Origin of the sequence: Pseudomonas sp. AFG_SD02_1510_Pfu_092 (assembly GCF_003331055.1) — a bacterium.
In the GTDB taxonomy this organism is placed as follows: domain Bacteria; phylum Pseudomonadota; class Gammaproteobacteria; order Pseudomonadales; family Pseudomonadaceae; genus Aquipseudomonas.
This window is the reverse complement of record NZ_PUQD01000056.1, coordinates 1-13,621: the sequence shown is the minus strand read 5'-3', so window position 1 is coordinate 13,621 and position 13,621 is coordinate 1. Positions and strand designations below refer to the sequence as shown.

General features: G+C 65.9%; 12 protein-coding genes and 1 tRNA gene. 7 read left to right on the top strand and 6 right to left on the bottom strand.

What is annotated here, in order from left to right; all coding sequences use genetic code 11:
• Window positions 1-33 precede the first annotated feature (33 nt).
• Window positions 34-1,797, top strand: coding sequence for an ABC transporter transmembrane domain-containing protein (locus C6A77_RS20290; RefSeq protein WP_114171094.1), 1,764 nt, complete (start codon window positions 34-36; stop codon window positions 1,795-1,797).
• Between the two features lie 172 nt (window positions 1,798-1,969).
• Window positions 1,970-3,586 (top strand): methyl-accepting chemotaxis protein, encoded by a 1,617-nt coding sequence (locus C6A77_RS20285; RefSeq protein ID WP_114171077.1) that lies wholly within the window; start codon window positions 1,970-1,972, stop codon window positions 3,584-3,586.
• Between the two features lie 701 nt (window positions 3,587-4,287).
• Here C6A77_RS20285 and C6A77_RS20265 read toward each other — a convergent pair.
• Window positions 4,288-4,364: transfer RNA gene (locus C6A77_RS20265), tRNA-Pro, on the bottom strand.
• 81 nt (window positions 4,365-4,445) lie between these two features.
• A complete protein-coding gene (locus C6A77_RS20260) occupies window positions 4,446-4,667 on the bottom strand; it encodes a YgdI/YgdR family lipoprotein (protein WP_003248738.1) in 222 nt (73 codons plus the stop codon).
• Window positions 4,668-4,855: 188 nt separating this feature from the next.
• On the opposite strand from C6A77_RS20260, the gene moaB reads away from it, so the two are divergent.
• Together moaB and glp are read left to right on the top strand one after the other, a co-directional pair.
• Window positions 4,856-5,395 carry a molybdenum cofactor biosynthesis protein B gene (gene moaB / locus C6A77_RS20255; RefSeq protein ID WP_114171074.1) on the top strand — a complete coding sequence of 180 codons (540 nt, stop codon included), beginning with the start codon at window positions 4,856-4,858 and terminating at the stop codon, window positions 5,393-5,395.
• Complete coding sequence (gene glp, locus C6A77_RS20250; protein WP_114171073.1) at window positions 5,379-6,605, top strand: gephyrin-like molybdotransferase Glp; 1,227 nt, start codon at window positions 5,379-5,381, stop codon at window positions 6,603-6,605. Before moaB ends, glp begins: the two co-directional genes overlap by 17 nt.
• Here glp and C6A77_RS20245 read toward each other — a convergent pair.
• Window positions 6,586-7,818: a glycosyltransferase family 4 protein gene (locus C6A77_RS20245; RefSeq protein WP_114171072.1), complete on the bottom strand. Its 1,233-nt coding sequence runs from the start codon at window positions 7,816-7,818 to the stop codon at window positions 6,586-6,588. The two genes, glp and C6A77_RS20245, sit on opposite strands and share 20 nt — an antisense overlap.
• A gap of 254 nt (window positions 7,819-8,072) precedes the next feature.
• Here C6A77_RS20245 and yegS point away from each other — a divergent pair, with 254 nt between their 5' ends.
• Window positions 8,073-8,960, top strand: coding sequence for a lipid kinase YegS (gene yegS, locus C6A77_RS20240; RefSeq protein WP_114171071.1), 888 nt, complete (start codon window positions 8,073-8,075; stop codon window positions 8,958-8,960).
• On the opposite strand, the gene C6A77_RS20235 is transcribed toward yegS, so the two are convergent.
• The 3 genes from C6A77_RS20235 to C6A77_RS20225 all read right to left on the bottom strand — a co-directional run bounded on the left by C6A77_RS20235 (window position 8,944) and on the right by C6A77_RS20225 (window position 11,358).
• Complete coding sequence (locus C6A77_RS20235; protein WP_114171070.1) at window positions 8,944-9,603, bottom strand: response regulator transcription factor; 660 nt, start codon at window positions 9,601-9,603, stop codon at window positions 8,944-8,946. The genes yegS and C6A77_RS20235 overlap by 17 nt on opposite strands.
• Complete coding sequence (locus C6A77_RS20230; RefSeq protein ID WP_114171069.1) at window positions 9,593-10,489, bottom strand: histidine kinase; 897 nt, start codon at window positions 10,487-10,489, stop codon at window positions 9,593-9,595. The genes C6A77_RS20235 and C6A77_RS20230 overlap by 11 nt, the downstream gene beginning before the upstream one ends.
• Window positions 10,490-10,848: 359 nt before the next feature.
• Window positions 10,849-11,358: a histidine kinase gene (locus C6A77_RS20225; RefSeq protein WP_114171093.1), complete on the bottom strand. Its 510-nt coding sequence runs from the start codon at window positions 11,356-11,358 to the stop codon at window positions 10,849-10,851.
• A gap of 349 nt (window positions 11,359-11,707) precedes the next feature.
• Here C6A77_RS20225 and C6A77_RS20220 point away from each other — a divergent pair, with 349 nt between their 5' ends.
• Together C6A77_RS20220 and C6A77_RS20215 are read left to right on the top strand one after the other, a co-directional pair.
• The gene (locus tag C6A77_RS20220) at window positions 11,708-12,643 is read left to right on the top strand and encodes a chemotaxis protein CheV (RefSeq protein WP_114171068.1); all 936 of its coding nucleotides are present in this window, start codon (window positions 11,708-11,710) and stop codon (window positions 12,641-12,643) included.
• Between the two features lie 56 nt (window positions 12,644-12,699).
• The gene (locus tag C6A77_RS20215; protein ID WP_114171067.1) at window positions 12,700-13,503 is read left to right on the top strand and encodes an MOSC domain-containing protein; all 804 of its coding nucleotides are present in this window, start codon (window positions 12,700-12,702) and stop codon (window positions 13,501-13,503) included.
• The last annotated feature ends 118 nt before the right edge of the window (window positions 13,504-13,621 follow it).

The following is a 13,621-nucleotide window of genomic DNA, read 5'->3' as shown; positions in this document are numbered from 1 at the left end:
TCTGCGGTTTCCCCGCCACTTGTGGTCAGCGCCATGCCCGAACCGGTTCCCCCACGCCAACGCCGCGCCTTGCGCCTGGGTTGGCAGTTTCTCCGCCCGTACCGTCGCCAGGTGCTGCTGGCCTTGCTGGCGCTGGTGGTCACTGCCGCCATCACCCTGTCCATGGGCCAGGGCATCCGCCTGCTGGTGGACCAGGGCTTCATGACCCGCTCTGCGCATCAGCTCAACCAGACCATCGGCCTGTTCCTGCTGTTGGTGCTGGCCCTGGCGCTGGGTACCTTCAGCCGGTTCTACCTGGTGTCGTGGATCGGCGAGCGCTGCGTAGCCGATATCCGCCGGGCAGTGTTCGATCACCTGATCGGCCTGCATCCCGGCTTTTTCGAAGACAACCGCAGCTCCGAGATCCAGTCGCGGCTGACCGCCGACACCACCCTGCTGCAATCGGTGATCGGCTCATCGCTGTCGATGTTCCTGCGCAACGCGCTGATGGTGATCGGTGGCGTGGTGTTGCTGTTCGTCACCAACCCCAAGCTCACCAGCATCGTGGTGGTGGCCTTGCCGTTGGTGCTGGCGCCGATCCTGCTGTTCGGCCGCCGGGTACGCAGCCTGTCGCGGCAGAGCCAGGACCGGGTCGCCGATGTCGGCAGCTACGTGGCCGAGACCCTCGGGCAGATCAAGACCGTGCAGGCCTACAACCACCAGGCCCTTGACCGCGAGCTGTTCGCAGGCACGGTCGAGGCGGCGTTTGCCGTGGCCCGACAGCGAATCGCCCAGCGCGCCTGGCTTATCACGCTGGTGATCGTGCTGGTGCTGGGCGCGGTGGGGGTGATGTTGTGGGTGGGCGGCATGGATGTGATTGCCGGGCGCATTTCGGCGGGCGAACTGGCCGCCTTCGTGTTCTACAGCCTGATCGTCGGCAGTGCCTTCGGTACCCTCAGCGAGGTGATTGGCGAGCTGCAGCGGGCGGCGGGTGCCGCCGAGCGCATTGCCGAACTGCTGGCGGCGCGCAGTGCGATCCTGCCGCCTGCGCAGGTGCAGGCGTTGCCGCAGCAGCGCGCCAGTGGGCGGATCGAGCTGCAGCAGGTGCTGTTCGCCTATCCGTCACGGCCATCGGTGGCGGCTGTCGATGGCCTGAGCCTGGTCATCGAGCCGGGGCAGACGGTGGCGCTGGTGGGGCCTTCGGGGGCAGGCAAGTCGACCTTGTTCGACCTGCTGCTGCGCTTCTACGACCCGCAGCAGGGGCGCATTTTGCTCGATGGCCAGGCCATTACCGGGCTCGACCCGGATCAACTGCGCCGGCAGTTCGCCCTGGTGGCGCAAACCCCCGCGCTATTTCGCGGCACGGTCGAGGCCAACATCCGCTATGGCCGGCCGGACGCGACCCTGGCCGAGGTCGAGGCCGCCGCCCGCGGCGCCCATGCCGACGCCTTCATCCGGCAATTGCCACAGGGCTACCAGACGCCGCTGGGCGAGGGCGGCATCGGCCTTTCCGGCGGCCAGCGGCAACGCCTGGCCATCGCCCGGGCGTTACTGGTCGATGCGCCGATCCTGTTGCTGGACGAAGCCACCAGCGCCCTCGATGCGCAAAGCGAACACCTGATCCAGCAAGCCTTGCCGCGGCTGATGGCCGGGCGCACCACCCTGGTGATCGCCCATCGCCTGGCCACCGTGCAGCACGCCGACCGTATCGCGGTGATCGACAAGGGCCGGCTGGTGGCGGTGGGCACGCATCGCCAGCTGATCGAAGACAGCCCGCTGTACGCGCGGTTGGCGGCCTTGCAGTTCACCAGCGGCTAGCGTGTCGTGGGCTTGTAATATTTCTGTAGTATTTGCCTGAGAGTATCTGCTGCAACTGTTGCGTAAGTGCTCGACCTGGCTGCCATTGCTTGATGGCAGCCTTTTTTTGGCCTGCCAGTAATCGGGGCTGCCGCGTGGGCCCCAGCCTTCTCCCTGGTTCCCGAGATTCAAGATGTTGCGTAAATCCCTCAGAGTGCAGATTCTCTCCTTGCTCGGCGGCAGCCTGGCGGCAATGCTGCTGATTGCCGTGGTGTGTTTCCAGTTCCTGTCGTCCAGCGTGCGCGGTTACGCCGAGCTGGTCGACGGGCCGCTGCGGGCCTCGCAATTGATCGACGAAGCCAACCTGCAGTTCAAGATCCAGGTGCAGGAATGGAAGAACGTGCTGTTGCGCGGGCGCAAGCCGGCCGACATGGACAAGTACTGGCAGCAGTTCCAGGCCCGCGAACAGCAGGTGCAGCAACTGCTCGGGCAGCTGATCGACAGCAGCGACGCCAGGCTCAAGGCGCCGTTGCAGCAACTGCGTGACAGTCACCGGCAGCTGGGCCAGGCCTATGCCACAGGGCGGCAGGCCTTCCTCGCCGCAGGTGGCGACCCGGTGGCCGGCGACCAGGCGGTCAAAGGCGTGGACCGTGCTGCCAGCGAGCAGATGAGCGAACTGGTCGAACAGCTGCGTGGCGAAGCCCGCGAGCAGGCCGCCAGCCTCAGCGCCGGCGCCGAGCGCACGGTATGGCTGGGCCTGTTGGTGATGCTGGGTTCGGCCGTGCTGGTCGGGCTGCTCAGCCTGGGCCTGGTCAACCGCGGCCTGATCGAGCCGATCCGCCAGCTGATCGAGTATGTGGCGCAGCTCAGCCAGGGCCGCTTTGCCGAGCGGGTGGACAGCCACCGCGAAGACGAACTCGGGCGCCTGGCGCGGGCCGCCAACACCTTGCGCGATTTCCTCGCCGACACCGTCGGCCGGCTGCAGGACAACGCCCAGGAACTGGAAGGCGCCAGCGGCCAGTTGCGCAGCATTGCCGGTGACATGGCCCGTGGCACCCACGACCAGTTCCAGCGCACCGACCAGGTGGCCACGGCCATGCACGAGATGTCCGCCACCGCCCAGGAAGTCGCCCGTCACGCCGCCGAAGCCGCCCGCGCGGCGGACGACGCCGACCACAGTGCCCAGGCGGGTGAGCAGGTGATGCAGCAGACCATCGACACCATCGCCGTGGTCAACCGCGAAATTGCCGGCACGGCCTCGGTGATTCGTGACCTGGAGCATGACAGCACGCGCATCGGCAAGGTCCTCGAAGTGATCCGCGGCATTGCCGAACAGACCAACCTGTTGGCGCTAAACGCCGCCATCGAAGCGGCGCGCGCCGGCGAGGCCGGGCGTGGTTTTGCGGTGGTCGCCGATGAGGTACGCAGCCTGGCCCAGCGCACGGCGGCGTCGATTGCCGAAATTCACCAGATCATCGAAGCGGTGCAGTCGGGTGCGGTGGAAGCGGTCAAGGCCATCGAAAGCGGCCAGCAGCGCAGCGAGGAGGGCGCCGAACAGGTGCAGCAAGCCGGCCAGATGTTGCAACGCATCACCCTGGCGGTGGAAGCGATCCGCGACATGAACCGGCAGATCGCTACGGCCGCTGAAGAACAGACCAGCGTGGCCGAGGACATCTCGCGCAACCTGATTGAAATCACCCGCATCGCCACGGCCAACCAGGAGGCGGTGCAGCACACCGAGCAGGCCGGCCAGCGCCTGCACGGGTTGTCCGGGCAACTGGGCGAAGTCACCTCGCGGCTCACCGCCTGAGCGGGTTCGACGCTCAATCGGTGCTTGTGGCTGTTTGCCCCTTTGCCCACCTGATTCGCCGGTCATGCACCGCGTCGCCTGCTTCGCGGGTGAACCCGCTCCCACATGGGGCTGCGTATGCCTCGGGCCTACGCTGCAACCTGTGGGAGCGGCTTTAGCCGCGAACACCGGCGCAGCCGGTGCCATGCACCGCGCCACCTGCTTCGCGGGCTTGCCCGCTCCCACATGGGGGCTGCGTATGCCCCGGGCTTACGCTGCAACCTGTGGGAGCGGCTTTAGCCGCGAACACCGGCGCAGCCGGTGCCATGCATCGCGCCACCTGCTTCGCGGGCTTGCCCGCTCCCACATGGGGGCTGCGTATGCCTCGGGCCTACGCTGCAACCTGTGGGAGCGGCTTTAGCCGCGAACACCGGCGCAGCCGGTGCCATGCACCGCGCCACCTGCTTCGCGGGCTTGCCCGCTCCCACATGGGGGCTGCGTATGCCTCGGGCCTACGCTGAAACCTGTGGGAGCGGCCGTGGCCGCGAACACCGGCGCAGCCGGTGCCATCCCTCGCGCCGACTGCTTCGCGGGCTTGCCCGCTCCCACAAAGGCGCTGCGCCAGGCCCGAGATTGGCAAACCCGCCACCTCGCCCGGTGCCTCGTGTCGCACTGAGCGCACAGCAAAAAGCCCGCACAAGGCGGGCTTTTTGTTGAGGATTTGGTCGGAGAGACAGGATTCGAACCTGCGGCCTTCTCGTCCCGAACGAGACGCGCTACCTGGCTGCGCTACACTCCGATGAACAAAATCCTACTGCATCCGTTTTTTGCACGCAAGCCCTTGTTGTAGAACGGGCCAGCGGCAAAATCAGAGCCTTTATCAGAGCTCTTTGACGGTGCGGATCTGGTCCTTGTTCAGGCGCGTGCGCTTGCCGTCGAGCTGCTCGAATTCATAGAAACCGGAGTCTTCGTCATAGGACGGTTTATCGGTTGCCTGGATTTCCCGGCCGTCGTTCAGGGTAATGACGGTAGGCGTCGAGCAGCCGGCCAGGGCGCCCAGGCCAAGAGCAAGCAGGAAGGCGGGAAGGGTCCGTTTGATCATCGTGTTTCTCCAAGTGCGATGGTGCTGGATGACAGTTAAGACGCGGGACGTTAGTGCAAGTTCCTTGTCAGTGCAGCATAGCGACAAATCTGTCCGTTTGATCCAGAGCAAGGGATAGATGCCTTGCACGCTGGCCAAGGTGCGCTGTGATATAACTGCGGCCACGACTCCTTCTTGCGACGGACCCCATGAAAGCCAAGGCAGATACCCCTTTCGTGCCGCTGAACATTGCCGTGCTCACGGTCAGCGATACCCGCACCTTCGACACCGACACCTCCGGCCAGCTGTTCGTCGACCGGCTGAGCGCGGCCGGCCACCGCCTGGCCGAGCGTGTGCTGCTCAAGGACGACCTGTACAAGATTCGCGCCCAGGTCGCCACCTGGATCGCCGATGACACCGTGCAGGTGGTGCTGATCACCGGCGGCACCGGCTTTACCGGCCGCGACAGCACGCCCGAGGCAGTAGCCTGCCTGCTGGACAAGCAGGTGGAGGGCTTTGGCGAGCTGTTCCGGCAGATTTCCGTGGCCGATATCGGCACCTCCACCGTGCAGTCGCGCGCCCTCGCCGGGCTGGCCAACGGTACCCTGGTGTGCTGCCTGCCGGGTTCGACCAACGCGGTGCGCACCGGTTGGGACGGCATCCTCGCCGAGCAGCTGGATGCCCGCCATCGGCCGTGCAACTTCGTGCCGCACCTGAAGCAGGCAGCGGCCTGTGACAGCCGTGGCTGAGGTCAGCCCGGCGCGGCCGCTGATGCCAGTGGAACAAGCCCTGGAGCAGCTGCTGGCATTGGCCGAAGCGGCGCCGATCGGCGATACCGAGCACCTCTCGCTGGCCGACGCCGACGGCCGTGTGCTGGCCGCCGACCTGGTAGCCTCGCTCGACTTGCCGCCGTGGCCGAACAGCGCCATGGACGGTTACGCCCTGCGCCTGGCCGACTGGCAGGGCCAGCCCCTGCCGGTCAGCCAGCGGATCTTCGCCGGCCATGCACCACAGCCGCTGCAGCCGGGCACCTGCGCGCGCATCTTCACCGGTGCGCCGCTGCCCGAAGGGGCCGACTGCGTCGAGATGCAGGAAAACACCGCCGTGGCCGAAGATGGCCGGGTAAGCTTTCTCGAGCCGTTGAAAACCGGGCAGAACGTTCGCCCGCAGGGCCAGGAAACCCGCACGGGTGAGCAGGTGATGAGCGCTGGCACCCGGTTGGGGCCGATCGAGCTGGGCCTGGCTGCAACCCTGGGCTACGGCAGCCTGAAGGTGGTGCGCAAGGTGCGGGTGGCGGTGCTGTCCACCGGCGACGAGCTGGTCGAACCCGGCCTGGCGCTGGGGCCGGGGCAGATCTACAACAGCAACCGCCGGTTGCTGGTCAGCTGGTTGCAGCGGCTGGGCTGCGAGGTGGTCGATGCCGGCATCCTCCCGGATGACCTGGCACGTACCCGCACCTGCCTGGCGCAACTGGGTGATGTCGACCTGATCCTGTCCACGGGCGGTGTTTCGGTGGGGGAAGCCGACTACCTTGGCGCCGCCCTGCGCGAAGCCGGCGAGCTGGCCTTGTGGAAGCTGGCGATCAAACCGGGCAAACCGCTGACCTTCGGCCACTTCCAGGGCGTGCCGGTGATCGGCCTGCCGGGCAACCCGGCTTCGACGCTGGTCACTTTCGGCCTGCTGGCCCGGCCCTACCTGCTGCGGCGCCAGGGCGTGGCCGATGTCACACCGTTGCGCTTCGACCTGCCGGCAGGGTTCGACTGGCCCAAGCCAGGCACGCGCCGCGAGTACCTGCGCGCACGCATCGAGCAAGGCCAGGTGCGCATCTACAAGAACCAGAGCTCTGGCGTACTGCGCAGCGCGGCCTGGGCCGACGGGCTGGTGGAAGTGCGCGAAGGCACTACGCCGAAGCAGGGTGACAGTGTGCCGTTCATTCCCTTCAGCGAGCTACTTGGCTGAGCGGCGCGGCCTCGGCCGCTGCCGCCTGGGCCAGGCGCAGGTGCACGGCCTCCAGTTGCTGGGCCGCCACGCTCCAGTCGTGGCGCTGGCGGGCGAAGCGGCGCCCGGCATCGCTCAACTGGCTCATGCGCCAGGGCTGGTTGAGCAACTGGGTGATCAGCAGCGCCAGCTGGTCGCCATCGTCGCTGCCCAGGTAATGCTCACCGTTGTTCGCGGCCAGGCCTGAAACGCCTTTGCCGGTGGCGATCACCGGCAAGCCAGCGGCCATGGCTTCGAGGATTTTCACCTTGGAGCCGCCGGCATAGCGCAGCGGCGCGAAGAACAGCGCAGACCGCCGCTGCAGTTCACGCAAGTCGGGGCGGTAGCCGAACCATTCGATACGCGGGTCGTTCCAGTGCAGTTTCCAGCTGGCCGGCATGGCATGCCCGGCAATCGCCAGGCGTACCGCCGGGTTGCTCATCCACACCTGCGGCATGATGTCTTCCAGCGCCCATTCGATGGCCTCCAGGTTGGCGCCATACTCGAAGTTGCCCACGAACAGCAGGCGCTGGCTGTGCAGCGCGGGTTGCACGTGCTGGTAGAAATCACAATCCACGCCATTGACCACCACGTTCACCGGGCGCCCGCTGATCTGGGCGATCAGCTCGGCGTCGTGGGTGCTGACTGCCACCAACTCGGTGGGCTGGCGCAGTACCCGCTGTTCCCAGCGGCGATAACGCCAGCGGTCGAAGGCGTTGAGCGGGCGCAACCACAGTGGCAGGCGGTCGTGGCTGGCGCCGCCCATCACCGACTCCAGGGTGTGCTCGCTGAGCATGTACGCCAGCCCGCGCGCCTGCAGGGCTTTTTCGAAGGGCTGGAAGCTGTAGCTGTGCTCGATCTGGATGACCTCCCAGGGCTCGTCAAGCAATTGCTCGAAGCGGTGCCGCAGGCAAGGCGCCAAGCCATTGATGATCGCCCGCATGGGGTAGTCGATGATCGGCGCGGCCAGCAGGTTGAGCGGGCTGTGCAGGGGCCGGCGGGGCAGCACGATCAGGCGTTCGAGCAGCGGTTCCAGGGCTTCGCGGGTGGCATCGGCGAGGGGTACCTTCGATTGCACCAGCAGGGTGATGCGGTGGCCGCGCTGGGCCAGTGCGCGTATCAGGTGGTATTGCCGGGTCTTGCTGCCGCTGGTGGTCGGCCACGGCAGGTAAGGCAGTGTCCAGAGAATGCGCATGACCCGGAATCCTCGCTAAAGGCTGCGGATAGCAAGACGCGCCCGTTGACGGCAGTGGTACAACCACTGCCGGGGGCGCGTCCATGGCAAAAAAAGTATCTGCTGAGCATAGCCGTGCATTGCCAGGCGTGGGGAAATTGACCGACCGCTGCGATCGAATGTGGCAACCACCCGCTATTTTTGCAGAAGGCATGCAACGATCTGCGGCGTTGGAGGGTCGAGATCAGGGGCGAACACATCACGGAGGCGCACACATGCAAAAGCGCAAGGCAATGCTGATCCTGCACGGCAAACAGGCGATGAACGAAGATTTGCGCAGCGCCGTGCACAGCCTGCGCGACAGCGGCTGGGTGCTGGATGTGCGGGTCACCTGGGAAGCCGGTGACGCCCAGCGCCTGGTCAACGAGGCGCTGGCTGCCGGCTACGGCCATATCGTTGCCGGTGGCGGCGACGGCACGCTGCGCGATGTTGCCGAGGCCATGGGGTTGGCAGGTACCGAGGCGAGCCTTGCCTTGTTGCCGCTGGGTACCGCCAACGATTTTGCCAAGGCCGCTGGCATCCCCCTGGAACCCGCCACGGCGCTGACCCTGCTGAATATCCCGGCGCAGCCGATCGACCTGGGCCAGGCTGGCGAGCAGTTGTTCCTCAACATGGCCACCGGCGGTTTCGGCAGCCAGGTCACGGCCAATACCTCCGAAGACTTGAAGAAAGTACTGGGCGGTGCCGCCTACCTGTTCACCGGGCTGACGCGCTTCAGTGAGCTGCAGGCGGCTTCGGTGGAGCTGCAAGGGCCGGGCTTCCACTGGCAGGGTGACTTGCTGGCGCTGGGGGTCGGCAATGGCCGCCAGGCCGGAGGCGGGCAGGTGTTATGCCCCGAGGCAGTGGTCGACGACGGTTTGCTCGACATCGCCATCCTGCCGGCACCCCAAGAAGTGGTCGGCGCCCTGCGTGACCTGTTGGCAGGTGACGGGCTGTTCGTCAGGGCCCGGTTGCCCTGGGTCGAGATCAGGTGCTCGCAGGGGCTGGACATCAACCTCGACGGTGAACCGGTGCAGACCGACAAGCTGCGTTTCCAGGCCAGGCCCGCTGCCCTGCGCTTGCACCTGCCGAGCGGGTCGCCGCTGCTCAGTCGTCCAGGCTGATGATCTTTTCGCGCACCGCGAACAGCACCAGGCCTGCCACGTCGTGGATTTGCAGGCGTTTCATGATCTGCGAGCGGTGGGTTTCCACGGTCTTGATCGACAGGCCCAGGCCGCTGGCGATTTCCCGCGTGGACTTGCCACGCACGATCAAACGCAGGATCTCCAGCTGGCGCGCCGTGAGGTTGTGCCGCGCGCCAGCGGGTTGCTTGTCCTGCCGGGTGTGCTGCAGGGCCTGGTCGATGACCGTGTGAGCAATGGCCGGGCTCAGGTAGCGCTCGCCGTTGCGCACTGCGGCCAGGGCCTGCTCCAGTTCGGTGGCGCTGGTGTCCTTGAGCAGGTAGCCGTGGGCGCCACTTTCCAGTGCCCGCATGATCAGGTCAGGGTCGGTGTGCATCGACAGGATCAGCACCTTGCACGGGTTGCCGCTGGCGCGCAGCTGGGTGAGCGCGTCCAGGCCGCTGGTCGAACGCATGGAAATGTCCAGCAAGACGATGTCTGGGGTCAGCGTGCGCACTTGTTCGAGCAACTGGCCGCCGTCATCGGCTTCACCGATCACCTCGTAGCCGGGGATGTCGCAGACCAGCGCGCGCACGCCGGCGCGGATCAGCGAGTGGTCGTCGACCAGCAGCAGTCTACAGGTCATGGGTGGCGGCACTCCTGGCGCGTTGCCGGGTACGCGGTGGCCATGGGAACACCGCCTCGATGTGGGTGCCCAGGCCAGGCTGGCTGGTGATGTCGAGCCGGCCCTGCAATGCGGTGACCCGTTCCTGCATGCCGGCCAGGCCGCGCTGGCCAGCTTCGGCCGGCTGCCTGCTGGGCACGAAGCCGCAGCCGTCATCGTGGATCGACAAGGCCAGCCCTGCGGGCGTGCGCTGCAGGCGGATGACCAGGTTGCGAGCCTGGGCGTGGCGCAGCATGTTGGTCACCGCTTCCTGGGTGATGCGGAACACGGCCATGGCCACGGCCTCGTCGATACCGCCCAGCCGCTGCTGGCACGCCAGGCTCCAGTGCACATCGCTGTTACCCAGGGTGCGCAGCAGATGCTCGCGCAGGCTGGCTTCCAGGCCAAGGCTGGCCAACTGCCGCGGGTTGAGCAGGGCGGATACGTTGCGCACGTTGCCCAAGGTGTCATCCAGCGTACTGCGCAAGGCCTCGCAGTGGCCGTGCAATTCGTCGGGCATACGCCTCTGCAGCCACTGCAACTGCAGCTTGGCGGCGGTCAGCAGCTGGCCGATGTCGTCGTGCAGTTCCCGGCTCAGGTGCTGGCGCTCGTCTTCCTGGACCTTGAGCATGCGCTCGGCCAGCTCCGCCGGGCGCAGGCTGATCGACCGGGCACCCAGGCCCAACAGCACGGCGGCGCCCAGCGTGGCGGCCAGTTGCAGCACCAGCAGGCTGACCGACATCGCCTGGTCGGCCAGGTACAGCCACAGGTTGGCGCCCAGCGAGGCCACGCACAGCCCGGCCGTAGCCCAGCGCAGCAGGGCGGCGCGGGGGCAGCAGCGCAAAGTTGTCTTCAAGCGTGGGAGCATAGGTAGGGAAGCCACTGAAGTATTGCTGATGGAGGCCTTGCACAATCCTTGTCAGAGGCTATGCCGCAGTACTTTCGATTATTTTTGAAGAGGCGGGCCTGCAACTTGTGTTGCAAGCGTTTGTGGCTGGGCATATTACCACTTCGCGGTGCGTCGGTCGCGGCTGGGTAATGCTTTGAAACGCCTGCCGGTCGTGCGCTGGAAGGTAGCCAAGTGCCATCCATTCGGTCAGCGAACACGCACTTGCCACGCAACTTTTGCGGTAATGACCCAAGTGGGGCCGCCGCCAACTTCGACAACTTTCCAAGTTCGCCTTTGCACGGTTTGAACAAACACGACTGGTTGCACGCTGGGCCGGGTCAACGGGGTGGGTAGGCACGGACGGGGCGCGCGCTGTCTGCCGCTTCGGTATGCGGGTGCAGGCACACGCTGCCGTGCTCGGTGCAGGAGGTACAAGGTGGCGCGAAAGGTTGCTGCACGACCTTGGCCAGTTCGCCCAGCAGCACCAGTTGCTCGCCGATGTCCAGGTTGAGCCGCCCGGTGCAGCGGTCGACCAGTTCCAGCTGCCAGGCCAGCAGGGTCAGGCAGGCCCCTACCGCCGGCAGGGCCTCACGCGGCAGGCAGCCGCCATGACAGGCCGGGCCCAGCAACTGCTGAAGGGCGGTGGTGTAGTGGGCGACTTCGCGCAGGCCCAGCTGGTTGGCCTGGCGAGCGAGGCTGTCGAGGGCGTTGTCCAGGCAGTGGCAGGCGTCGGGATCGTTGTCGATCAACTCCAGGTGCTGCAGGCATTCCTGGGCCCGGGTCAGCTGAACCTGGGCATCCAGCAGGAAGCCCTGCAGGGCGTCATTGAACGATAAGGCGCTGTCCATCATGTTACCCCCGCGCGTGCGGCAGGCGCAGGGGGCGGGCACGCCGAAACGATAGCTAGCAAAAGCCTGACTCCATTCATGCAATGAGAATGGCGTCACATTAATGGCTAAAGGATATCGCGAACATCAGGTTGCACCCGATTGTCGCTAAGGGTTTCCCTGATGCAGGGCTGGAAAGGGGAACTTTTGCTGTTGCGCTAGCTCAGCGAGCTGCTCGCAGTAAAGCATGATGGTAAAGTGATATCAATCGCCTTCACGGCATTTTCCCGCAAGGGTCAAGGTGTGCGTGAAGCCGCCGATACAGGGTAAATGATTTCACTTTTTTCGACTCGAGCCTGGGGGTTTTCCAATGGCTGGCATTCTCGACACGGTAGACCAACGCACGCAACTGGTAGGTGAGAACCGCCTGGAAATCCTGATGTTTCGCCTGGCCGGTCGCCAGCTGTTCGCGATCAACGTGTTCAAGGTGCAGGAAGTGCTGCAGCTGCCCAAGCTGACCCTGATGCCCCAGCGCCACGCGTTCGTCTGCGGCGTGGTCAACCTGCGTGGCCAGACCCTGCCGGTGATCGACCTGTCCCAGGCGATCGGCATGCGCCCGCTGCAGCCGGGGCCGGACAGCACCATCATCGTCACTGAATACAACCGCTCGGTGCAGGCCTTCCTGGTCGGCGGTGTCGACCGTATCGTCAACATGAACTGGGAAGCGATCATGCCACCGCCGTCCAGCGCCGGACGCCAGCATTACCTCACCGCCATCACCAAGGTCGATGAGCAGCTGGTGGAGGTGATCGATGTGGAGAAGGTGCTGGCCGAGATCGTGCCGTACAACGCCCGGGTGTCCGGTGACAAGCTTGCCGACCCGGTGCTTGCCCGCGCCCGTGGCCGCGAAGTGCTGCTGGTGGACGACTCCAGCGTGGCCCTGGCGCAGTTGCGTGACACCCTGTCCCAGCTCGGCGTGAAGCTGCATGTGGCCAGTGATGGCCTGAAGGCGTTGCGCCTGCTCCAGGGCTGGGCCGACGCTGGCGAAGACGTGTGCAAGAAGCTGCTGATGGTGTTCACCGACGCCGAGATGCCGGAAATGGACGGCTACCGGCTGACCACCGAAATTCGTAGCGATGCCCGTCTGCGCCAGCTCTATGTGGTGCTGCACACCTCGCTGTCGGGCAGTTTCAACGAATCGATGGTGAAGAAAGTCGGCTGCGACAACTTCCTCTCCAAGTTCCAGCCTGATCGCCTGGTCGAGGTGGTCAAGCAGCGCCTGTTGCTGGATGCCGCCACTGCGTGATCCTGGGCCCTGGCAGGTATAAGCTTGGCGTTTTGGCATGACGCGAGGCGGCAGGGATGTTTCTCAGTGAGTTGTATCGGTACCCGGTGAAGTCGGGGCAGGCGCAACGCCTGCAAGCTTCGCCGGTGGGGTTGCTGGGGTTGCAGGGCGACCGGCGCTGGATGGTGGTCGAGGAAGAGAACGGACGCTTCCTCACCCAGCGCGCCTGGCCAGGGCTTGGCCTGATCGAGGCCAGCGAGGACGACAGCGGCCAGTTGCTGCTGGAAACGCCGGGGCAGGCAGCGTTGCGGGTGCCGGTACCGCCGGCTGATGATGCCCTGCGTGGCGTGACCATCTGGCGCGACACCTTGCGCGTGCCGGATGCCGGTGATGCGGCGGCGGCCTGGCTGAGCGAACTGTTGGGCAAGGCGGTGCGCCTGGTGCATTGCCCCGAACAACGCGCGCGCTACTTGCCCAATGGTTATGGCTTCAACAGTGACCGGGCGGCATTCCCCGACGGCTTTCCGTTGTTGTTGATCGGTCAGGGTTCGCTGGACGAACTCGGCCGGCGTATCGGCCGGCCCATGGAAATGCTGCGCTTTCGGCCCAACCTGGTGGTGCAGGGGGCGCAACCGTTTGCCGAGGATGGCTGGAAGCGGATTCGTATCGGCAGCCTGGAATTCCGTGTGCTCAAGCCCAGTGTGCGCTGCATCTTCACCACCATCGACCCGGCTACCGGCGAACGCAGTGCGGACCGCGAGCCCATGGCCACGCTCAGGACCTTCCGCGAGAAGGAAGGGGATGTGCTGTTCGGGCAGAACCTGGCTGTGGATGGCAGTGGCTGGCTGGAGGTAGGGATGCCGGTGGAGATTCTGGAATAGCAGTGTTGCCTGTGCCGGCCCCCTAAACAGCGGCACCCCGCCCCCAACCGGGGGAGAATAACAAACTGCTGGGGCGGGACCCACGCAATCCGGGGCCAGAGGAGCCAGACCACAACCA